Source organism: Leifsonia sp. 2MCAF36, from assembly GCF_052115525.1.
Lineage (GTDB): Bacteria > Actinomycetota > Actinomycetes > Actinomycetales > Microbacteriaceae > Leifsonia.
The window spans coordinates 149,897-168,255 of sequence record NZ_JBFRGV010000005.1; the positions used below are offsets into that span (position 1 = coordinate 149,897).

Consider the following 18,359-nt stretch of genomic DNA (forward strand, 5'->3'; position numbering starts at 1 on the left):
GTTGCTAGCGTAGGCGACCGACGGGGAGGACACCAACTGATGTCAGACAAAGCGGCGGCCAACGAGGGCGAGGAGCGCCTGGTCGGTACAGATCGCGTACTGGCGGTTCTCACGGAGCTCGCCGGGCGCCCAGCCGGCGCCACCCTCGAAGAGATGGTGCAGCGGACTGGTCATCCCAAACCGACCGTGCACCGGGCTCTGGCGTCCCTCAAGCGAGCCGGCTTCGCCAGCCAGGACGGCCGTGGCCACTACATCCTCGGCGACGAGTTCATTCGACTCGCCTTCGCGCACCACGAGGCGCGTCCCGAGCACATCCGCGTCCGGCCGATCCTGGACCAGCTCTCTGAGCGCTTCAACGAGACCATCCACTTCGCCGTCCTCGACGGCACTGAGGTCGTCTACCGCGACAAGGTCGACCCTCTCACCGGCGCGGTCCGACTGTCTTCGACCGTTGGCGGCCGCAATCCCGCGCACTGCACAGGCGTCGGCAAAGCGCTCCTCGCGTCTCGCCTGCTCACGCTCCAGCAGGTAGAGCAGTGGATCGGGGAGCGCTCGCTCGAGCAGCGCACCCCCCACACAGCCACCACCGCCACCGATCTACACGCGCGGCTGAGTGAGACCCGCGAGCTTGGTTACGCGGTCGATGATCAGGAGAACGAAGCCGGCATCAACTGCATCGCCGTTCCCGTCTACCTCGCATCCCCTAGCGAGCCCTCTGGTGCGGTGAGCATCAGCGCGGTCGCCTACCGCACGCCGCTGGCAACGCTCGTGAACGCGGCAGACGAGGTCCGCGCCATCATTCGCCAGGCCACCGGCTGGCAGGAGCGCATCGCGTGATAACCGACATCACGGTTGGGACCAAGGATGCGTACTTCCTCGCCGAGGGACCACTCTGGGATCCGATTCGGGAGCGACTACTCTGGGTCGACATTCGCACCGGTCGCGCGTTCAGCGGCGAATTGCTGCGTGACGGGTCGATCCGCGTCGTCGAAACGGTCCGATTCGACGACACCGTGGGCGCGGTGGGCGTCTCGGCGGTCGGCGGATGGATCGTCGCCGGCCACAATCACATTCTGTTCCGCACCCCTGACGGCCAGGTGCACGAAGGCCCGCGCATCCTCCCCGAGAGCAGCGGCTCCCGGTTGAATGACGGCAAGGCCGATCCGGCAGGCCGCTACCTTGTTGGGACCCTGTCGCTCGCGGGGCCCTCAGAGACCGAATCGCTGGTCGCGATCGACTCTGACGGGAAGATTGCGAAGATCGACGACGACCTCACACTGTCCAACGGCCTTGCCTGGAGCGCGGACGGGCGCACCCTGTACAGCATTGATACGGAGCGTCAGGTGGTTTACCGGCGCAGCTATGAGTCCGATACCGGTCGCACCGGACCGCGCGATTCTTTCATCTCATTCAACGAGGGCTACCCCGACGGTATGACCATCGACGCCGACGGGCACCTGTGGATTGCCGTGTGGGGACTCGGCCAGGTTCAACGCTTCTCGCCTTCCGGAGATCTCGTTCACACCATTCGGATTCCCACCCCACACACGTCCAGCGTCGCGTTCGCTGGTCCGGACCTCGACACCCTCGTCATCACGACGGCCATCCAGGACCTCTCCAACAGCCAGCTGGCAGACCACCCGCTGTCCGGACACATCTTCACCACCCGACCCGGAGTGCGCGGGCTGCCCCAACCGCTCTGGAGCGGCCTCCCTACCCCGGCAACCAAGTAAGAGGATCACATGAAACTTCTGCGCATCGGTGCCTACGGCGCCGAAAAACCCGCCGTGCTCATCCATGACAACATTTATGTCGATCTCTCCGATGTGGTCCTCGACTACGACGAGGCGTTCTTCGCACACGACGGAATCAAGACCATCCGCCCGATCGTCGCTCAGCGCATCGAGCGGTGCGAGGTTGAGACACTCGGCAAGCAGCGCATCGGCGCTCCGATCGCCCGACCCCACCAGATAATCTGCGTCGGCCTGAACTACTCCGACCACGCTGCGGAAACGGGCCAAGCGGTTCCCAGCGAGCCGATTCTGTTCACGAAGTCGCCGAACACGCTGGTCGGCCCCGACGACGATGTCCGAATTCCGCGAGGCTCGACGAAGCCGGACTGGGAGGTAGAACTCGGCATTGTCATCGGAAAGCGCACCAGCTACCTCGAGACGGTCGCAGATGCCCGCGACAATATTGCCGGCTGGACGCTGGTCAACGATGTGTCCGAGCGCGCTTTCCAGATGGAGCGCGGCGGACAGTGGCTCAAAGGCAAGTCCGCGGAAACTTTCAACCCGGCCGGCCCTTGGCTGGTCACACCCGACGAGGTCCCCGACGTCAACGACCTGGGCATGTGGCTGGACGTGAACGGTGTTCGGCGGCAGACCGGCAGCACCGCCACTATGGTGTTTGACCCCTACTTCATCGTCCACTACATCAGCCAATTCATGGTTCTCGAACCGGGCGACCTGATCAACACCGGAACCCCTCCCGGAGTCGGAATGGGCTTCCGCCCCGAGGTCTGGCTGCAGGCGGGCGACGTGATGGAGCTGGGCATCGATGGCCTCGGCACACAGCGGCAGAACGTGATCGGACCGCGATGAAGGCTTTCGTCGTCAGGGGTCCCTTCGATGCAGGAGTCGAGGAAGTCCCGGAAGCGGTCGCGGCTCCTGGTGAGGTCGTCATTGATGTTCACCGGGTCGGCGTCTGCGGAACCGACATTGAGTTCTATACCGGCGAGATGCAATACCTTCACGACGGCAACGCGATGTTCCCCATCCGGCTGGGGCACGAGTGGATGGGCGTCGTCTCGTCCGTCGGGGAGGGAGTGGAGCCGAGGTGGATCGGACGCCGCGTCACGGGTGACACGATGATCGGCTGCGGCCGCTGCAACCGATGCTTGGATGGCCGGCACCACGTCTGCCAGTACCGCTACGAACTCGGCATCCGCGGCGGCAAGCCCGGAGCGCTCGCAACGCAGCTCGCCTATCCGGCCGCGTACCTGCACCCGCTGCCCGACACCGTCAGCGACGCAGCAGGAGCACTGATCGAGCCCGCCGGCAACGCCCTGCGGTCGGTCTGGGGCGCGGACCTTTCCGCCGGTGACCGCGTCCTCGTGCTAGGCGCCGCCACGATCGGACTACTGGTTGCCCTGTTTGCGAGAGCTGCGGGCGCCGAGGTCCACGTCATGGGTCGGAGCGCACGATCGCTCGACTTCGCGAGGAGCCTGGGCTTCGAGGACGTCTGGACCGAGGAAAACCTGCCGGAACTCGCGTGGGACGCCGTCGTAGACGCCTCTAATGCCAAGCATCTCCCGGCCAAAGCACTTGAGCTAGTCGAGCCAGGCAAGCGTGTCGTCTACGTCGGGCTCGCAGGCAGCCCCAGTCTCATCGACACCCGAACGCTCGCGCTCAAGGACGTAACTGCCGTCGGAATCCTCGGCGCAAGTCAAGGACTCGACGCGGCTATCGCCGCCTTCGCTGACGGCTCAGTCAACCCGGAACCGCTGGTCTCCGCGGTTGTGGAGCTGGACGAACTAGCAGACGTCCTCGCAGGTAAGACGCCCGAGGGAGCCGGCGCCGGTCCGAAGGTGCACGTCTCGCTTCGCGACGCTCGCTGATCCGCGTCGGACTCTGGCCGCCATGGCCCTGTCGGTGAAGACCAAACTTGGAAAGGAACGAATTCATGAGAACAGCAGTCGTTACCGGAGGAGCCCGCGGGCTCGGCGCAGCCAGTGCAGCGAGGCTTCGCTCCGACGGGGTCAATGTCGTCACCATCGATCTCGCCGGAGCCGCTGACATCCATGTGGATATCACGGACGAGGGCGCTCTGCGTGACGCGGCCGACAGCATCGGCCCCGTCGACATCTTGGTGAACTCCGCCGGCATTGTCGGACCAAACAAGCCCCTGCTGGAGACCACCACGCAGGAGTGGTCCGACGTTCTCCGTGTGAACACGCTGGGGTCGGTGGCAACCATTCGCGCCTTCACCCCAGGAATGGTCGAACGGGGTTGGGGGCGAGTAGTGAACTTCGCCAGCATGGCCGGTAAAGACGGAAACCCGAACCTCTCTATCTACTCAGCATCGAAGGCAGCGGTCATCGCACTCACCAAGTCGCTCGGCAAGGAACTCGCCACATCTGGTGTCCTGGTCAACGCGATCGCACCTGCGGTCATCGCGACCCCGATGAACGATGACACTGCCCCTGAAGTGCTCGCCCACATCACGAGTCTCATCCCCATGAAGCGGGTCGGCAAAGCTGAGGAAGTCGCCGCCCTCGTCGCCTGGCTGGCGTCTGATGAGGTCAGCTTCTCGACGGGCGCCGTCTACGACATCAGTGGGGGGCGCGCCACCTACTGATTGCGTTCCGGCTCGCGCGCTCTTGCTGTTTATCGATGCCCTACGGCTATTGGTCGTGTGGAGACGCGTCGCCGGTACGCGATGCACAGGGTCGGCGTACGGTCGTTGAAAACATGGTGCTGTGCCCGCGCTGCGGTGACTAAAGGCATGTCTACTGCTGCTCGTACCGGCTGACTCAGCCCAAAGAACAGGACCCAGCTCGAGCCTGCCGATGCGGCCCTGTGGGCGTTGGAAAGCACCACACGTCGCGCCGCACTCACGTGCCTGCTGGATCATCCTGAGTCGTCGCGTCAGGACGTGATTGCCGGCACTGACAGCTCGGCCGACGCGATCTCCGTGCTTCGCGATCGGCACAGGCGCCCTGTAAATGTCCGTCAGGGTACTAGCCGGGACCAGTGACGGCGAAGATAGCGGATGCGTCCGACGTTGACGGCTTTGGGGTCCGCGTCAAGCCAGAGCGCTGCGACCTCGCGGACCGTGGTGGGAATGTCGCTGCGATGGTTCGCCTGGCCAACGGCGCCGAGCTCGTGGATGATGAACATCCAGTGGTGGCCGTCGAAGGTCGTTGCGGCGGTGACGTTACGCATCCTGCGCTCCGGTTCTAGCACTCCAGCCGGAGCCGACGAGAACGACATTAGTCCGTGACGGAGATCTTTTCAGCGTGGGTCATCACCGGACCCTTTTCCGGGTTGGTGAGCACGGCCAGCGGGCAACGGAAGGCGCACACCATCATGGGAATGATCGACAATACGAACGCTGCCTCCCCGAGAATCTCCCACATCCACTGCCCCCATCGTTTCGGTGGGCACGCGCCCACCTATAGAGACGGGAAAGTCTCACGGATATGACGCCACTTGGAGGGATTGTTCGCCAGCGCGGTCACCGTCCCGTTGACGACGGCAGGCCGAGAACACGTTCGGCGGTGGTCCAGTCTGCCGCGATCGCCTGCTGCGCGGCTGCCAGCGTGACCTTGTGCGTGCACACGGCCTGATTGAGCGCGTTCTCCACCGGGTCCTTCGGATTGTTCACGCCCTTCGCGGCGGCCGCGTTGGGCTCTGGCCACAGGTTCGATACCGAGTTCGTGCCGCCGAGCTCGAGACTGACCAGGTGGTCGTATTCCGCGGTCTTGCTATAGGCCATCCCGTACTCGAGCAACGACTCGTGCTTGAACCGGCCGGTGTTGGACGCCGGTGGGCGCACCGTAGCGGTGTAGCCGTGGTGGCAGATGGTGGAATCGATGTTCGCCTGGGTCAGGCCGGGTCGATAGCGCCCGGGGTGCAGGCCGAATCCGGGAGCTCGATGCCCGCTTTGCCGTCGATGACGCGCGGGTGGCATTCCCCGGCCTGCAGTTGCAGATCGGCCGCTACTGTTCCCGGCGAATGTACCTGACGCAACCCCACCGTGGCGGGTGCAGCGGCCGCGGGCGTGGACGCTGCGACGCCGGGTGCCGGTGTGGACGTCGCGGCCGGGGAGAGCCCGAACAGGGTCGAGCAGCCAGACAGGCCGATCAGGACGACACCGATCAGGACGAGATGGTGGGGAAGATCTGAGCCTCGGCATCGCATACGCTCAGGCTAAGTCGTGTCTGCCACCAACGCCTTCGACGCTGCGGAGCAGGCAGTCAAGGATGCCGCCCCGCGCACGATAAAGCGTGGAGTGCCGCCCTTGCCGCGGGGTGGACAGAGAAGAATCTGCGCGAGATTGGCGGCCGCGCCCCCGGCCAGTCTGCGCCCCGCGCGCGTAAGCGCCGTGCTGCAGCTGCGCCACCCGCCCAGAACATTGAAGGGTGAGCCTGCGGCTCCTCAACTTGTAGAACAGGCCCCGCCGAGCGTCGCTCGGTGGGGCCTGTTCGTTGGGCAACTCCGTTGCCTTTCGGCTAGGTGATGGTACGCACCGTTTCTCTCTGAGCAAGAGCTTTCGCGGCATATCCTCACTCGCTGCGCTCCCTCCGGTATTCCACGGTCTCTTGCTCATTCACCCCCGGCGCTGTTTCGGCAAGAGCGCCGAAAGGCAAATGGGTTTCAGATGAGAGAGGGAGCGCGTCATGAGCACGAACGTCACCTTGTACGTGGAGTCCGATCCGCAACAAGCGACCAAACCAAAGCGGCAATGGACGGTGCCGGCATCGCCTACGAGCTGGTGTCAGTCGCCGCCAACGACTACCCCCTGCAGGCGGTCGGAGCCTCCTACCCCGCAGCACCGGTCACGGTCGCCGACGGGACCACTTGGGACGGATACCGGCCCGACCTGATCGCCCGACTCGCCACCGAACAGGCGCTCGAGCTCTACCAGGTGCCCGTCGATCCGATGGACGCCCTCTACTGCGAAAGCTGCCAGTGATGAGCGCCGCATACCTCCGCCGGCACCGCGTCACCGTGCCCGCCAAGCTGCGCTCCTACACGCCTGACGAGACCTCGATCGAGACCGGCCTGACACTCGACGAACTACGCCGCATGCGCGAGAAGGGTGGAGGGCCGGCGTACGTCACGATCGGCAAGAGAACCGTCCGCTACCTCCGCGGCGACGTCGACGAGTGGAAGGCGGCTCACCGCTCCACAATCTCTGTCCACTCGTAGGCCGGCAGCTCGCCGGCCCCGTCAGCACGCACGAACCGTTCATAGGCCGTTCGTGCATCGTTGAGTGGGCGGTCGAAGTTCCTGGGGAGTTGGCCAGCGATCTCGGGAAGCAGATACAGCCGGGTGAGCCCTCCAGGGAAACGCAGAAGAACATCCCGCCAGCAAGCGAGCTCACCGAACTCCTCCAGACCTTCGTCGTCGTTCATGCGTGCTCTCCGGTGACCGTGCGAGATTCCATTCAAGACGCATGAAACGTACCTCCGAGGAGGCACAGCCGATAGCCAGTTGGTGGTCCTCGTCTATTGCCGGCGACTCGTTGTGATGGGCAGAGCTCTTCCGGCCGAATTTAGCTCATCAGGCTGGATACGCCGGGCGCTAATGTCTGCATGCAAGCGCATTGGGGGCACAGGAAGGCAGACATGGGAACTCTCCGTTACGCGGGCGAAAGCTACGAGCTTGAAGACCGCGCGCTGTTTCACCTGCAGATTGCGATCAGCACAAAGTTGCGCCGTCGCGAAAACTTCTTCCTCAGCTGGATGGGCCCCCGCGACATGGGAAGCGGCCGGCACACCATATGGGTGGACAACGGGATTCCCCTGCACATCTGCTTCACCGGCTCCCGCCAGCCCCACCTTAATCGCGTCTGGATGGAACAGCTCTTGGATTCCGCAGCCGACGGTGCCGGAATGATCCTGGGAGAAGAGCCTGACTCACTGCCCGAGCGCGCCGTCGCGAGCGGTGTAGTTACCAGTCAGCCTGGCGCGCCCGGAGCCGGGCACTGATCGGTCGAGATCAAGCGACCGTAGTGCGGGGGCGTTTCTCGGACTGACAGTCAGGGCCTGGAGGGAACCTATTTCAAAGGCGCCGAATCGGCCGGCTGTGCAAGGGCGCGGCGCACAGTGGCGGAGCCGACGCGAAGGGTTTTGGCGATCGTCTCCCACGTCGCCGGAGGCGTCTGAGCCCGCATCTGGCGCGCGACCTCGATGCGCTCCGGCGTCATCACCGTCGGACGGCCGCCGACGCGGCCCTGGGCGCGCGCGTATTCCAACCCAAGCCGGGTGTTCTCCCTGATGGTGTCGACGCGCAGCTGCGCGAAGACGGCGGCGATGCCGAACAGGGCGCGGCCCATCGGGCTTGTGGTGTCGATCACCGGTTCGGTGAGGCTCTTGATATCGATGCCTTTGTCCTCGAGCTCGTGCAGTGTCTCGATCAGGATGCGCTCGGTGCCTCCTAGGCGGTCCAGCCGGCGCACTAACAGCACATCCCCGGCACGGAGGTAGTCCATGCACGCCACCCACTGAGGACGGTCCTTGACGCGGCTGGAGTCGCCGTGGTCGACGAACACGCGCTCGGCGCCGGCCGCTTTCAGCTCGGCCTCCTGCGCCTTCGGGTCCTGCTCCCGTTTCGACACGCGCGCGTATCCGACGACGGTCATCGGCCCCTCCCCAGATCGGTGTCGTATCCCTGCGTCTGCGATCGCGCCGGCCGCGCCAGCGTCGACGAGACGCCACGCGACCGGCTAGCAGGGCCGCTCATGCTTGCGAACATCCGCAGCTGCTCCAACCGCTCCGGCGTGAGCCGGCCGCGCGGCGTCGACGGCCGCACGATCCGATCGAACATCGTGTGCAGGCCGGTGAAGTCTCGCTGCTCCATCGCATCCCGGAATGCCTGGTCGTTCTGGGCGCCGGTGACCTGGGACCAGTCCAGGTCGTAACCTGCACCGGCGGCGACCTGCGTCCAGAAAATCCGTTGCGTCCGCCCGTTACCCTCCCGGAACGGGTGGAGGTAATTCACCTGGTCGTAATGGTGAACGAGCCGGTCGACGAACCGGTCACGATCGAGGCCCCGCAGCTGCTTGTCCTCCGCCAGCTCCGCGAACGCAAACCCCGCCCCAGACTCCAACCGGGAAACCGGCATGAAGAACTCCGCCTCGGCATCGCTGCCCTTGCGGATATCGACGGTGCGCAGCTGGCCCGCCCAGTCGTACACGTCCTGGAACAACTGCCCGTGAATCGCCTGCAGCTGGAGCAGATCCCCGGTGATTTTCGCCGGCCGGATGATCATCTGGACACGGCGGGCTTCCACCAGGTCCGACTCGGCGTCGTCGAGGGCGCGCTGATCGGTGATGCCGAGGTTGTTGCGAAGAATGCCCGAGGCGGGCTCGAGGTACGGGTCGACGAACTCAGGCAAGGCCGTAGCGGGCGCGGGTGCGACGCACCAGCTCGTCGGCGTCGAACTCCCCCTCGACGAACGCTGCAGCATCCGCACGGAACTCGGCCGTGGAGGACAGACCCTCCATCTCGGAGCTGTGCGCGGCGTCAGCCACCACACGCTCGCGGAGCTCACGCTCGGCGGCGGAGATAGTGCTCGCGGTCTTGACGCTCATCGCTGCCCCTTTCGACCTCTCCATTCTACCAGACCTGCTCAAAAACCCCCACGTAGTGTTTTGAACAGAAGTAGGTTTCGGCAACGGTTTTGGGCAACACGCGATCCGCGAAGTTCCGCAGCCCGCCCTCACCGATCTTCGGGCTGCTCGCAAACGATCGATTCCGTCTGTGGATTCGGAGGAGGATGACCTGATGGAGATGTTTCAGGCGGCTGTTGTCGGCGGTGGCCCGGCCGGTTTACAGGCGGCCCTAACGCTCGGTCGAATGCACGTGTCGACGGTCCTGTTTGATGACGGCCGCTACCGCAATGCGAGCTCGGCTCGAATGCGCAACGTCCTCGGGAGCGACGGATCCGCGCCCGAGGAGCTGCGCGCCGCCGGGCGTTCTGAACTCGGGGCGTATCCATGGGTGCGAATCATCGAGGGGCGCGTGGAGAACGCCTCGCTGTGGGACTCGGCCTTCGCACTCAGGGGTGATGGGCACGAGCACGTCGCTGAGCACCTCCTGATCGCCACCGGCGTCCGGGACACGCTGTTGCCGATCCCTGGGCTGGCCGAGATGTGGGGCGATGTGGTCCTCCCGTGCCCGTACTGCCACGGCCACGAATTCGCCAAAGGACCGATCGCCGTGATCTCCTCCGGTGGTCACGCCGAGCACATCGGAGGACTGCTGCGCGGGGTCACCGACGCCGTCCCCGTGTTGCATCCCGAAAGGGTCGAGGAAGTCATCCGGTCCGCCGCCGGTGTCACTATCCGGTTACATGATGGCACTGCCGTGGAAGCTGCCTGCGTGTTCATTCCCCCGAATCCCGCCCCGAGATCGGGGCTCGCGGAGCAGCTCGGCGTCACAACCGACGAGAACGGGATCCTCGTAGACCCTCTCGGGCGCACGAGCCGCTCAGGTGTCTGGGCCGCCGGCGATGTCGCCCGCCGAATCGATCCGCGAATACCGGCTGCCGTGATCACCGCAATGGCCTCCGGACTAGTAGCGGCCGCGGACATCGCCGCAGCTGTGGCGATCACTCGCGACCGGACACTCTAGCCAGAGCGGGTGCCCCGGAAACCATCGTTCCTGGCTTTGGTCAACTGAATGCGAATCGCATGTACTGGGCCGATGAGTGCAGTAGACACCGAAACCGCGATCGCGCGCCGATTGGGCGGTGAATTGTCACGGTAAACGGCGGCGATAGTTTGTCGGTAGTTGTCGCGTCCGACGCCCCCAAGCGGATCCCTCAGCGGGCGGCGGTCCATTCCGGGAGAGGTGGCCGCAACCACCAGGTAGTCATATGGTCACGGCCCGTCTGACGTTGCTCGGGCAGTCGATATGCGAACCGCTGAGGCCATCCCTCCGTCACCGAAGCTCGGTTCTTCCCGCTCAAGGTCGTTCTCTCGCACAGCCAGGGCCTCCCACCTGGCGAGCCGCTGCATGGACGTGCGCTCCAGCGCGACCAGGACGTCGTCGAGATGCTTTTGGAACGCTTCGCGGTGCCGTCCGATGATTGTCCGGAACAGTTCCTCTCGGTGCTGCATCGAGGTCATGTTCAGGGACGCCGGGTGGGTGCGATATCGCAGAAGCGGCTCAGGGACGATACGCGCCATTCCGTCGCGTTCGAGAACAGAGAGGAAGAAATCCCAATCCTCGAACCCGTTCCGCATCGACTCCGCATATCCGCCAACATCCCTCCAGGTGCTCCGACGGAACACCGCCGACGCCGGGCTTGCGTTGCGGTGAAGGAAGTCGACGAGTCGTCCGCCAGCCGGGCGGACGCGATGCGAGGCGACTCCGAACGTGCGCAGCTCAGACGAGGCAATCACGCAGTCATCGTCCGCTTCCAGAAGGCCACAGCACTGTTCAAGGAAGGTCGGCTCCCACAAATCGTCCCCATCGATTACGGCGATCAAATCGCTGCGCAAGGCATGGATGCCTCGGTTTCGGGCCGCCGCGACGCCAGCGTTGCTCTGGCCGATCAGCACCACCCCGGATGGCAACTCCTCAAGCGCGCGACGCGTGTCCTCGTCCGAGGAACCATCATCGACGACGACGACAACCGATGCCTGACGGGTCTGCGCGAGCACTGATTCCACCGTGTCCAGGGTCTGCCTGCCCTGATTGAACGTCGTCACCACCACCCCGACGTCGCTTCCCATCACCTCGCCACCCCCGCTCCCACGTCGCGCGCCATGCTACGGCAGGGCCCCTCCTGCACAGCAACAGCGGTCCCAGTTGCCGATGGGCTTCCGGGGCGTGGCTCGTGACAGTACGGAGCTAGGGTCGGTCCATGAGCAAGGTCGTTCTGATGTGCGGGCCAGCGGGAGCCGGTAAGTCAACCGTGGCCCGGCAGCTCGAGGCCGATGGCATGACCCGCCTCTCCTTCGACCAGGAAGCGTGGCGTCGAGGAATCCGCTCAATGCCGTTACCACCAGAGCTTCACGCAGAGATCGAGGCTGAGCTTCGAGCCCGTCTTCTTGACCTTGTGCAAGGCGGCGTTGATGTCGTGCTCGATTTCTCGTTCTGGTCGCGGCGCGCTCGAATGGAGTACCGGGAGCTGCTGCGACCGTGGGGGGTGGTGCCCGAAACGGTGTACCTGGCCACTCCTCGTGCCATTGCACTCGAACGGATGAGGACCCGCGGGCTCGAACACGGCGACGACTACGCACTGCCCGACGATCTCGCCGCCGCCTACTTTGATCACTTCGAGCCGCCTACAGGCGACGAAGGCCCGCTAACTGTCATCGGCGAGGAGTCCCGTTAGCCGAACGGCGGATTCTGGCGGTCATTGCAACAGGGTGGTCCCATGCGCCGATGACGTCTTGATGCGTTGCGGCGGGGTGATCGAGAGGTATCAGAACACAACCGTGTGGCTCGACGTTCCAGTACCCGAAGGACCGCTTCCCCGGGGTCGATCTGGAATCCGGTTCTCGGATCGATGAGGCCAACGCGTGCAGAGGCCATACAGCCGGGCTATCGTTCGGCGTAACTGTGGGTCGCATTGCACGAGGGGGCGCGAATGCCAAAGGATCACTTCATCCCGGCCGCGGTTCTTGGCGAGTTCTCGGCGGATAGTTCCGGGCGGCTGAGACAGCGTCGCGTCGCCGTTCAGCGGAGGGAGGGCGACGCCTTCATGACAAGAGCGGAGAATGTCGGCTACGTCCCCAACCTCTATGGCGCCTCGGGCTCTGTCGACAGGTGGGTCGACGAGACCTGGACCGATATCGAACAGAACCTTCCGGCCGCGATTCGGCAGCTCGAACTCGGCGGTCCACTGCCGGCCAATGTGTGGCTTCGGACACTTGTACCTTACGTAGCGACTCTCTTCGTGCGCGGGCACGAATGGGAGGACCGCTACATGAAGCGGTTTCAGGATGCGTGGGGACGAGAGACCCTTCGCGAAGGAGATGGTGCACCAGACGAAACGTCGGAGGGATTCAAGCTTGCTGCGGCTGGAGCCAACGGCTCGAGGATCATTGAGCTCCAGCGTGTGCTCGCTCTCGTGACCTGCGCCCGATGGGTTGTGTGCCACGTCACCCCGCCGTTGCAGTTCTTGACCAACGACCTGGGGTTGACGGGAACTGCCGACCTCGTGACCGGCCAGGTCGGGTGGATCGTTCCTCTGTCATCGACAGTCGGGGTAGGGATCTTCCCGGCGGTATGGCGGGACGTTCTCACATGGTCGGGGGAAGACTGGTTCGCGCAGATTGAGCACGTGTATCCCGATGCTTCGACGTTTGACGGCCTTAAGGAAGCGATCGCTGCGGCCGCGCGCCAGTTCGTCGTGGGCAGAGACCTTGAATCGGTGGCGTCTGTGGTGGACAGCATCGGGGCGTTGGAAGACCATCGACCCCTTGTGGAGGGATGGGGCTTCACTTCCGCGGAACGCCGGGCCAACGAGTTTCACTGGCACCGTCTCGCCGCATACGTTCAATCGAACCCCTTACCGACGCAAGACACGACGACGCTACTTCCCGTCCTGTTTGATATGCGCGCTCTCGCGGCCGGCTGGTGCCCTCGGATGATCTTCGGCGTGAACACCACACCACGAGAAGCGGGGCTCTATGAACGCGATGGGGTCATTCGCATGTCTCTGCGGGGAGGATGAGGGCAGCTGGCGCGCCGTTGTGGCCGGCGAGCTGGGGGAAGCTGCCGGCCACATCCTCCGGTCCGGGGGATGGACCGGCGCGGCCAGCGAGGGGGCCGCCGGCCGCGGTAGGTCGAGTGTGCACCGAACCGCCGACAGCTTCAAGCGCTGTCCATTAGGGGATCCTCTACGGGGCGGCGATGGGGGCCCGGCTCGGCCCGGCCGGCTTGAGCAGCAAGACCATGCCAAAGATGGCCGCACCTGAGCTTGCGAGCCAAACAAATGTCGCGAGCCAGTTGCTGTTGACTACGGTTTGCGGTCCGTCCGCGCACAGCGATCAGGACGCCGAGATACCGGTCGCCGTCGAAGACCCGCCACTTCTCGCTCTCCTCCTCACGGAGTCGGTAGCTGTGGCCAGCGTGCTCGTAGGTTCCCTCTGCCTCTTCCGGACCGTCTTGCATGTCGGTCAGGGTACTCGTGACACGACCACGGGCCGGGCGAGTCAACTCTCGTCAGTGCCGAGGTGCTGTTCCGCGTCGAGACGCGCCACATGGGCGCGGGCATCCTCGATGAACTGATCAGCCGCTTCATGGATTTCCACCGTCTTATCGGCAGCGATCTTCACCCAACCCTCGATCTACGAAACCGCCACATTCGTGAAGACGTTGTACGCGCCGGTCAACCGGCTAAAGGTCTCCCTCAGGTCGTCGAGACCCGGCTCTAGTTCGAAGTCGCCCCGTCGTTTCTCGGTCACCTCCCAGACGGCACCCACCCGCTCGATAATCCGACGGATCCGATCTTGAACGGTCTGCGAACCCACGACGATCTGCCACGCACTCGTCGATGACCGGATTTCGCGAGCCAGAGAAACGTGGGCGTCCAGAATCGCCCTGACGCGCTGGTAGCGCACTTGGGCGGCTGCATGCTGGTCGCGTCGCCGGTCGGCTTCCCGCCCCAACCGTGCTTGAGTTGCGCTGAATTCGAGCGTCTTGCGCTGCTGCCGCGCTCCCGCGATAACCGTGCCGACGACACCAGCAAGTGCGACCGAGGAGCTTATCGCTGCCCCGAGAATGATCGCTGTGCTGGTATCCGCCATGCCGCGAGGGTGCCTCCGCCGCGACATGGACCGGCGCCCACACGCGCCAATTAGGCGACTGAGAGGTCATTGCGGCCGCGGCCGGTGCGGGGGTCGAGGCCGGCCCGCCATCGTTCGCGCTGCTCTTCCGGGCTGATGATCGTGCCATCCGGAGCAGTCGCCGGCGTCACGAAGTTCGGCATCCCGAGCGCGAGTGCGCACGCGTCGAGCGCTTGCCGCAGCTCGTCGTAGTAGCCCAGCGGCCACCGGTGGCTGCGCTTTAGCACCCAGTGGTCGACGCGGTACATCATCAGTGTTTCGTGCGTGTCCGAGCGGGTGGCCGGCGCGTACTCGATCTGGAACTCGATACGGTTCGCGCGGTCGTTGAGGACTAGCCAGACCCTCTCCCCCGCGTGCAGCGTTTTCACGTTTCCAACCTCCTACACACTCGAACATATCTTCGAATTGTGGTGCAATGGGGTGACAGTGAGCATCTGGAGGTCCTGGTCATGAGCATGGCGCCCGCCGCAGAAATTGTGCACCTCTGGATGGAGCAGGGGCCCCGGTCCGCCTGGTGTGGGCAGGCCGCCGCTACCGAGCTGTCACCGCCGAAGCACTCCGCACGGCCGTCGCTCACGACGCGCTTACGCACCCCGCCGAGCACCTGGTCGGCTGGTCCGTGACCGGTCGCAGCGAACAAGATCCTGCGGACTTGCGTGTGTTCCAGCTGCAGCGCCACGACGTCGGCTGGATCCTGGTCGACGTCGAGCTGGCCTGAGCTCGTGGGCACGAACAAGCGCTACGACGTCTATTCGGCGGCGCTGGCGGAGATAGCCAAGGCTGCAGAGCGGCAGCCGCGGCCGATCAGCCTTCCTGACGAGATGGTGCGCGCGAGCGGCCGCCGCCGAGACGAGCCCCAGCCAATCCCGGTCTAGGCTCACGTGCCGGTCCAGGTCGCCTACACCGACGTTCAGCTGGTCGACGCTGAAGCGCTGGCCTGGACCACCGGCGGCCTCGTGCTGATCCGGTACGTCCCCGAAAGGGCAAGAGCTCCGGTCTACATCTGCGTTGCCGGCAATTTCGTACACAGAAAGTGAGGCGCTAACCGGCACAGGCTCCTCGTGCCGTCCCCAGAACACGAGAACTCGCCGCCGGATCTGAGTCTGCTCACCGTCCACCTCAATGGTTGCCTTCACCGTGAAGCCGGCGACGATTCTACGGGCGGACCTTCTGCGCGCAAGCCCCTGCCGGGGCCGGCTGCGCCGCCCTGCGGGTGGCACTTCGTCGCTCCTCCCTGATCGAGGCCTTCTGCCTTCACACCGAAGGCAACACCAGGAAGGAACAGGATCATGAGCACCCTCATCACCGACAGCAACACCATCACCCACTTCACCGCCGTTTTCGGCAGCACGGACCTCGCCATAGATCTCGGCCCCCGACTGAGTTGCATCGAAGTTGAAGCCCTCGCCGATCTCCTCCGAGCACTCGGGGAACCGGCGATAGCGGACACCTGGATCCAAGAACACGCCAGGGACGACGAAGTCGGGGACGCTCACTACCTCGGCGACCCCCTCGAGTACCTGGTCCCCGTCGATCCGATGGAGGACCTGCAATGCGACAACTGCCAATAGGCGACGCCGTCATTCCCGGGCATCATCTGCCCGGGAAACCTGCGTGTTGCCAGCGACTGATGGAGCCGCGAGCGGCCGCCGTTTCTTGGTGTCCGTCTGCCTGACCAGTCGATCGTAGTTCGCTTGTCGTGGGCTGCCGTGCCGGGCTTTCGCGGCATATCCTCCCTCGCTGCGCTCCCTCCGGTATTCCACCGACCCGGCACTTCGCCCGCTCCCGCTCACCCTCGATCCCCTTGCCAGACAGGCGAACAAGAACAGTTGAAGGGATCACAACCATGAACGACACGACCGCCCCCACCGGGGTCATCGAGCACCACGACCCGCACACCCTCGTCATCGAGGACAACGTTCGACCCACCGCCCCCATCACCCCCGCCTTCGTCCAAAGCATCAGAGAGAATGGAGTTCTCACCCCAGTCCTCGCTAGACGTGGCAGCGACGGCACCGTCCTCGTGCGGGCCGGACAGCGGCGCGTCTACGCCGCCCGCGAAGCCGGACTTCCCACGATCCCGGTCTACCTGGTCGAGGCGGATGATGTGACGGCGGAGCGGATCGTCCAGCAGATGGTCGAGAACGATCAACGCGAAGCCCTCAGTGATGCCGACCGTGCCGCCGCGTTCCAGCAGCTCGCGTTCGAAGGACTTTCTGTCACCGCGATCGCCCGCCGCACCGGCACCAAGACCCGGGAGGTCAAAACTGCACTTGCTGTCACCGGAAACACCACCGCGGCAACCGCGATTCAGGAACACGCGCTCAGCTTGGATCAAGCAGCTGTGCTGATCGAGTTCGAGGACGACGACACGGCCCGCGCCGACCTGATCCAGGTCGCCACGACAGACCCGGCGCAGTTCGCGCACGCGGCCCAGCGGGCACGCGACGAAAAAACCCGGAACACCATCAAAGCCATTGCGGAAGCCGAACTCAGCGCTCGTGGGTACGAGATCCTCGAGAACGATCCCGGCTACTACGACACCCAGTACATCCGGCTCAGCGAACTCCTCAGCGCCGATGGTGAACGGGTCACCGTGGATCTCATCAAAGCTGTGGAGGGCCGTGCAGCGTACGTCCGCGTCTACACCGACGGGGAACCCAGCATCAGCTACTTCGTTAGCGACCCAACAGCTGCCGGGTTCCACCGTTACGACAACGGCGGTTCCAGCAACAAGGGGCCGATGACAGATGAGCAGAGGGCGGAGCGGCGCACCCTGATCGCCAACAACAAGGCCTGGGCCTCCGCCGAGACCGTGCGCCGCGAATGGCTCACCACCCTCCTCTCCCGCAAGACCCTGCCCAAGGACACTGCAGTAGTGATCGCGACCGGACTCACCCTCCACCGGCAAGCGATCAGCACCGCCACAAGGGACGGCAACGAACTCGCCCACCAACTGCTCGGCATCGAGACCTCCGGTTACTTTCAGGCCGACAAACTCACCGCGCTGGTGCAGGGATCACCGTCCAAAGCGCTGCACGTTGCCCTCGCGGTGGTGCTCGGAGCCTGCGAATCCGTCACCAGCAAACAGTCCTGGCGGTACCCCACCACCAGCGACGCCGCCTACCTCACTCAACTCGCCGCCTGGGGATACAGCCTCAGCGACGTCGAAATGATCGTGACCGGCACGACCCAAAGGAACACGACCGCCGGAGCGGACGACGCCGAGTCTGAGCCGACGAACGAGAACGAGGACCAGCGGTAAGCAACGCGAGGGGCCCGCCACGGAGGGCGAGCCCCTCGTTGCCCCACCTGCAACAGGGGTCAGAGAAGCTGACGCTGCGACAGACCTGCCGACGTTGCACCGACGACCGGGCCACCGAGCTGGGCCACTCGGCCCAACCCGACGAACGGCACACACGCCGTCTCAGCAGTGAGCGCGGCGAGCCGGCCGATCGGGGTGTGCGGGTCGGCGGCGATCGCCCACCCGTCGGTGGCGTATCGGCTGACCGTTTCCACGCACTCCTTCTTCTCCTCCGCGGACGGAAAGACCGAACCAACCACGCCGATGAGTCCGCCTTGCAGTTCCGGACCCATGTTTGTGGTGTCGATGATGAATACCCGCATGATCATTCACTCCCCTGTGTCGACAGTTTTTGTTTGCCTTCCGGCGGAGAGATCGATTGCGAGTGGGAGGGGCGTAGTGCCGGGACCGTGGAATACCGGAGGGAGCGAAGCGAGTGAGGATATGCCGCGAAAGCCCGGCACGAAGAACCGGGAACGAGCTACGATCGGCCGACGGAAAGACAAACAAAACAAGCAAGTGC

The 18,359-nt window shown here is 64.7% G+C and carries 28 protein-coding genes; 15 read left to right on the forward strand and 13 right to left on the reverse strand.

The window, feature by feature from the left end; translation table 11 throughout:
* Positions 1-39 precede the first annotated feature (39 nt).
* The 5 genes from AB4079_RS09550 to AB4079_RS09570 all read left to right on the forward strand — a co-directional run bounded on the left by AB4079_RS09550 (position 40) and on the right by AB4079_RS09570 (position 4,359).
* Entirely contained in the window at positions 40-837 is a 798-nt protein-coding gene (locus AB4079_RS09550) for an IclR family transcriptional regulator (RefSeq protein WP_441787057.1), read from the forward strand.
* Positions 834-1,733, forward strand: coding sequence for an SMP-30/gluconolactonase/LRE family protein (locus tag AB4079_RS09555; protein WP_441787058.1), 900 nt, complete (start codon positions 834-836; stop codon positions 1,731-1,733). Before AB4079_RS09550 ends, AB4079_RS09555 begins: the two co-directional genes overlap by 4 nt.
* Positions 1,734-1,742: 9 nt before the next feature.
* On the forward strand, positions 1,743-2,603 hold the full coding sequence (locus tag AB4079_RS09560) for a fumarylacetoacetate hydrolase family protein (protein WP_441787059.1): 861 nt from the start codon (positions 1,743-1,745) through the stop codon (positions 2,601-2,603).
* Positions 2,600-3,619 carry a zinc-dependent alcohol dehydrogenase gene (locus AB4079_RS09565; RefSeq protein ID WP_441787060.1) on the forward strand — a complete coding sequence of 340 codons (1,020 nt, stop codon included), beginning with the start codon at positions 2,600-2,602 and terminating at the stop codon, positions 3,617-3,619. Before AB4079_RS09560 ends, AB4079_RS09565 begins: the two co-directional genes overlap by 4 nt.
* A gap of 65 nt (positions 3,620-3,684) precedes the next feature.
* Positions 3,685-4,359 carry an SDR family NAD(P)-dependent oxidoreductase gene (locus AB4079_RS09570; RefSeq protein ID WP_441787061.1) on the forward strand — a complete coding sequence of 225 codons (675 nt, stop codon included), beginning with the start codon at positions 3,685-3,687 and terminating at the stop codon, positions 4,357-4,359.
* 374 nt (positions 4,360-4,733) lie between these two features.
* On the opposite strand, the gene AB4079_RS09575 is transcribed toward AB4079_RS09570, so the two are convergent.
* The 4 genes from AB4079_RS09575 to AB4079_RS09590 all read right to left on the reverse strand — a co-directional run bounded on the left by AB4079_RS09575 (position 4,734) and on the right by AB4079_RS09590 (position 5,924).
* Entirely contained in the window at positions 4,734-4,946 is a 213-nt protein-coding gene (locus AB4079_RS09575; RefSeq protein WP_441787062.1) for a hypothetical protein, read from the reverse strand.
* Positions 4,947-4,993: 47 nt separating this feature from the next.
* On the reverse strand, positions 4,994-5,140 hold the full coding sequence (locus tag AB4079_RS09580; RefSeq protein WP_441787063.1) for a hypothetical protein: 147 nt from the start codon (positions 5,138-5,140) through the stop codon (positions 4,994-4,996).
* Positions 5,141-5,238: 98 nt separating this feature from the next.
* Positions 5,239-5,559, reverse strand: a complete 321-nt coding sequence (locus AB4079_RS09585; protein WP_441787064.1) for a hypothetical protein — start codon at positions 5,557-5,559, stop codon at positions 5,239-5,241.
* A 50-nt stretch (positions 5,560-5,609) separates the two neighbouring features.
* Positions 5,610-5,924: a hypothetical protein gene (locus tag AB4079_RS09590; protein WP_441787065.1), complete on the reverse strand. Its 315-nt coding sequence runs from the start codon at positions 5,922-5,924 to the stop codon at positions 5,610-5,612.
* A 544-nt stretch (positions 5,925-6,468) separates the two neighbouring features.
* Here AB4079_RS09590 and AB4079_RS09595 point away from each other — a divergent pair.
* Both AB4079_RS09595 and AB4079_RS09600 read left to right on the forward strand, forming a co-directional pair.
* Complete coding sequence (locus AB4079_RS09595) at positions 6,469-6,699, forward strand: hypothetical protein (RefSeq protein WP_441787066.1); 231 nt, start codon at positions 6,469-6,471, stop codon at positions 6,697-6,699.
* Positions 6,699-6,935 (forward strand): helix-turn-helix transcriptional regulator, encoded by a 237-nt coding sequence (locus tag AB4079_RS09600; RefSeq protein ID WP_441787067.1) that lies wholly within the window; start codon positions 6,699-6,701, stop codon positions 6,933-6,935. Before AB4079_RS09595 ends, AB4079_RS09600 begins: the two co-directional genes overlap by 1 nt.
* Here AB4079_RS09600 and AB4079_RS09605 read toward each other — a convergent pair.
* Positions 6,905-7,141, reverse strand: a complete 237-nt coding sequence (locus AB4079_RS09605; protein WP_441787068.1) for a hypothetical protein — start codon at positions 7,139-7,141, stop codon at positions 6,905-6,907. The two genes, AB4079_RS09600 and AB4079_RS09605, sit on opposite strands and share 31 nt — an antisense overlap.
* Positions 7,142-7,354: 213 nt before the next feature.
* On the opposite strand from AB4079_RS09605, the gene AB4079_RS09610 reads away from it, so the two are divergent.
* On the forward strand, positions 7,355-7,717 hold the full coding sequence (locus AB4079_RS09610) for a DUF7882 family protein (RefSeq protein ID WP_441787069.1): 363 nt from the start codon (positions 7,355-7,357) through the stop codon (positions 7,715-7,717).
* 68 nt (positions 7,718-7,785) lie between these two features.
* On the opposite strand, the gene AB4079_RS09615 is transcribed toward AB4079_RS09610, so the two are convergent.
* From AB4079_RS09615 to AB4079_RS09625, 3 genes are read right to left on the reverse strand one after another with little or no spacing between them, the layout of a single operon-like run.
* Positions 7,786-8,370 (reverse strand): recombinase family protein, encoded by a 585-nt coding sequence (locus AB4079_RS09615; protein ID WP_441787070.1) that lies wholly within the window; start codon positions 8,368-8,370, stop codon positions 7,786-7,788.
* Positions 8,367-9,197 (reverse strand): Fic/DOC family protein, encoded by an 831-nt coding sequence (locus AB4079_RS09620; protein ID WP_441787156.1) that lies wholly within the window; start codon positions 9,195-9,197, stop codon positions 8,367-8,369. Before AB4079_RS09620 ends, AB4079_RS09615 begins: the two co-directional genes overlap by 4 nt.
* Positions 9,118-9,321 carry a hypothetical protein gene (locus AB4079_RS09625; RefSeq protein ID WP_441787071.1) on the reverse strand — a complete coding sequence of 68 codons (204 nt, stop codon included), beginning with the start codon at positions 9,319-9,321 and terminating at the stop codon, positions 9,118-9,120. Before AB4079_RS09625 ends, AB4079_RS09620 begins: the two co-directional genes overlap by 80 nt.
* Positions 9,322-9,490: 169 nt before the next feature.
* On the opposite strand from AB4079_RS09625, the gene AB4079_RS09630 reads away from it, so the two are divergent.
* The gene (locus AB4079_RS09630; protein ID WP_441787072.1) at positions 9,491-10,363 is read left to right on the forward strand and encodes an NAD(P)/FAD-dependent oxidoreductase; all 873 of its coding nucleotides are present in this window, start codon (positions 9,491-9,493) and stop codon (positions 10,361-10,363) included.
* 248 nt (positions 10,364-10,611) lie between these two features.
* On the opposite strand, the gene AB4079_RS09635 is transcribed toward AB4079_RS09630, so the two are convergent.
* Entirely contained in the window at positions 10,612-11,469 is an 858-nt protein-coding gene (locus AB4079_RS09635; protein ID WP_441787157.1) for a glycosyltransferase family A protein, read from the reverse strand.
* 131 nt (positions 11,470-11,600) lie between these two features.
* Between AB4079_RS09635 and AB4079_RS09640 the strand changes: the two genes are divergently transcribed.
* On the forward strand, positions 11,601-12,074 hold the full coding sequence (locus tag AB4079_RS09640) for an AAA family ATPase (protein ID WP_441787073.1): 474 nt from the start codon (positions 11,601-11,603) through the stop codon (positions 12,072-12,074).
* A gap of 255 nt (positions 12,075-12,329) precedes the next feature.
* Positions 12,330-13,418 carry a hypothetical protein gene (locus AB4079_RS09645; protein ID WP_441787074.1) on the forward strand — a complete coding sequence of 363 codons (1,089 nt, stop codon included), beginning with the start codon at positions 12,330-12,332 and terminating at the stop codon, positions 13,416-13,418.
* A 481-nt stretch (positions 13,419-13,899) separates the two neighbouring features.
* Here the strand turns inward: AB4079_RS09645 and AB4079_RS09650 are convergent, their stop codons facing one another.
* Genes AB4079_RS09650 through AB4079_RS09660 form a run of 3 tightly spaced genes read right to left on the reverse strand, consistent with a single transcriptional unit; the run spans position 13,900 to position 14,900 of the window.
* Positions 13,900-14,022 carry a hypothetical protein gene (locus AB4079_RS09650; RefSeq protein ID WP_441787075.1) on the reverse strand — a complete coding sequence of 41 codons (123 nt, stop codon included), beginning with the start codon at positions 14,020-14,022 and terminating at the stop codon, positions 13,900-13,902.
* 12 nt (positions 14,023-14,034) lie between these two features.
* Complete coding sequence (locus tag AB4079_RS09655; RefSeq protein WP_441787076.1) at positions 14,035-14,493, reverse strand: hypothetical protein; 459 nt, start codon at positions 14,491-14,493, stop codon at positions 14,035-14,037.
* Positions 14,494-14,543: 50 nt separating this feature from the next.
* Complete coding sequence (locus AB4079_RS09660) at positions 14,544-14,900, reverse strand: hypothetical protein (protein ID WP_441787077.1); 357 nt, start codon at positions 14,898-14,900, stop codon at positions 14,544-14,546.
* Between the two features lie 146 nt (positions 14,901-15,046).
* Here AB4079_RS09660 and AB4079_RS09665 point away from each other — a divergent pair, with 146 nt between their 5' ends.
* The 4 genes from AB4079_RS09665 (at position 15,047) to AB4079_RS09680 (ending at position 17,797) form a co-directional block, all read left to right on the forward strand.
* A complete protein-coding gene (locus tag AB4079_RS09665; protein WP_441787078.1) occupies positions 15,047-15,250 on the forward strand; it encodes a hypothetical protein in 204 nt (67 codons plus the stop codon).
* A 4-nt stretch (positions 15,251-15,254) separates the two neighbouring features.
* Positions 15,255-15,407, forward strand: a complete 153-nt coding sequence (locus AB4079_RS09670; RefSeq protein WP_441787079.1) for a hypothetical protein — start codon at positions 15,255-15,257, stop codon at positions 15,405-15,407.
* Between the two features lie 414 nt (positions 15,408-15,821).
* Positions 15,822-16,103, forward strand: coding sequence for a hypothetical protein (locus AB4079_RS09675; protein ID WP_441787080.1), 282 nt, complete (start codon positions 15,822-15,824; stop codon positions 16,101-16,103).
* Positions 16,104-16,378: 275 nt separating this feature from the next.
* The gene (locus tag AB4079_RS09680; RefSeq protein WP_441787081.1) at positions 16,379-17,797 is read left to right on the forward strand and encodes a ParB/RepB/Spo0J family partition protein; all 1,419 of its coding nucleotides are present in this window, start codon (positions 16,379-16,381) and stop codon (positions 17,795-17,797) included.
* Between the two features lie 59 nt (positions 17,798-17,856).
* On the opposite strand, the gene AB4079_RS09685 is transcribed toward AB4079_RS09680, so the two are convergent.
* On the reverse strand, positions 17,857-18,159 hold the full coding sequence (locus AB4079_RS09685) for a hypothetical protein (protein ID WP_441787082.1): 303 nt from the start codon (positions 18,157-18,159) through the stop codon (positions 17,857-17,859).
* Positions 18,160-18,359 lie beyond the last annotated feature (200 nt).

Excerpts from the sequence above, each read along its gene's own strand:
- AB4079_RS09550 (WP_441787057.1), top strand. The coding sequence starts at position 40 with ATGTCAGACAAAGCGGCGGCCAACGAGGGCGAGGAGCGCCTGGTCGGT.
- AB4079_RS09560 (WP_441787059.1), top strand. The coding sequence starts at position 1,743 with ATGAAACTTCTGCGCATCGGTGCCTACGGCGCCGAAAAACCCGCCGTG.
- AB4079_RS09565 (WP_441787060.1), top strand. The coding sequence starts at position 2,600 with ATGAAGGCTTTCGTCGTCAGGGGTCCCTTCGATGCAGGAGTCGAGGAA.
- AB4079_RS09570 (WP_441787061.1), top strand. The coding sequence starts at position 3,685 with ATGAGAACAGCAGTCGTTACCGGAGGAGCCCGCGGGCTCGGCGCAGCC.
- AB4079_RS09575 (WP_441787062.1), bottom strand. The coding sequence starts at position 4,946 with ATGCGTAACGTCACCGCCGCAACGACCTTCGACGGCCACCACTGGATG.
- AB4079_RS09580 (WP_441787063.1), bottom strand. The coding sequence starts at position 5,140 with ATGTGGGAGATTCTCGGGGAGGCAGCGTTCGTATTGTCGATCATTCCC.
- AB4079_RS09590 (WP_441787065.1), bottom strand. The coding sequence starts at position 5,924 with ATGCGATGCCGAGGCTCAGATCTTCCCCACCATCTCGTCCTGATCGGT.
- AB4079_RS09595 (WP_441787066.1), top strand. The coding sequence starts at position 6,469 with ATGGACGGTGCCGGCATCGCCTACGAGCTGGTGTCAGTCGCCGCCAAC.
- AB4079_RS09600 (WP_441787067.1), top strand. The coding sequence starts at position 6,699 with ATGAGCGCCGCATACCTCCGCCGGCACCGCGTCACCGTGCCCGCCAAG.
- AB4079_RS09605 (WP_441787068.1), bottom strand. The coding sequence starts at position 7,141 with ATGAACGACGACGAAGGTCTGGAGGAGTTCGGTGAGCTCGCTTGCTGG.
- AB4079_RS09610 (WP_441787069.1), top strand. The coding sequence starts at position 7,355 with ATGGGAACTCTCCGTTACGCGGGCGAAAGCTACGAGCTTGAAGACCGC.
- AB4079_RS09615 (WP_441787070.1), bottom strand. The coding sequence starts at position 8,370 with ATGACCGTCGTCGGATACGCGCGCGTGTCGAAACGGGAGCAGGACCCG.
- AB4079_RS09620 (WP_441787156.1), bottom strand. The coding sequence starts at position 9,197 with ATGCTGCAGCGTTCGTCGAGGGGGAGTTCGACGCCGACGAGCTGGTGC.
- AB4079_RS09625 (WP_441787071.1), bottom strand. The coding sequence starts at position 9,321 with ATGAGCGTCAAGACCGCGAGCACTATCTCCGCCGCCGAGCGTGAGCTC.
- AB4079_RS09635 (WP_441787157.1), bottom strand. The coding sequence starts at position 11,469 with ATGGGAAGCGACGTCGGGGTGGTGGTGACGACGTTCAATCAGGGCAGG.
- AB4079_RS09640 (WP_441787073.1), top strand. The coding sequence starts at position 11,601 with ATGAGCAAGGTCGTTCTGATGTGCGGGCCAGCGGGAGCCGGTAAGTCA.
- AB4079_RS09645 (WP_441787074.1), top strand. The coding sequence starts at position 12,330 with ATGCCAAAGGATCACTTCATCCCGGCCGCGGTTCTTGGCGAGTTCTCG.
- AB4079_RS09655 (WP_441787076.1), bottom strand. The coding sequence starts at position 14,493 with ATGGCGGATACCAGCACAGCGATCATTCTCGGGGCAGCGATAAGCTCC.
- AB4079_RS09675 (WP_441787080.1), top strand. The coding sequence starts at position 15,822 with ATGAGCACCCTCATCACCGACAGCAACACCATCACCCACTTCACCGCC.
- AB4079_RS09680 (WP_441787081.1), top strand. The coding sequence starts at position 16,379 with ATGAACGACACGACCGCCCCCACCGGGGTCATCGAGCACCACGACCCG.
- AB4079_RS09685 (WP_441787082.1), bottom strand. The coding sequence starts at position 18,159 with ATGCGGGTATTCATCATCGACACCACAAACATGGGTCCGGAACTGCAA.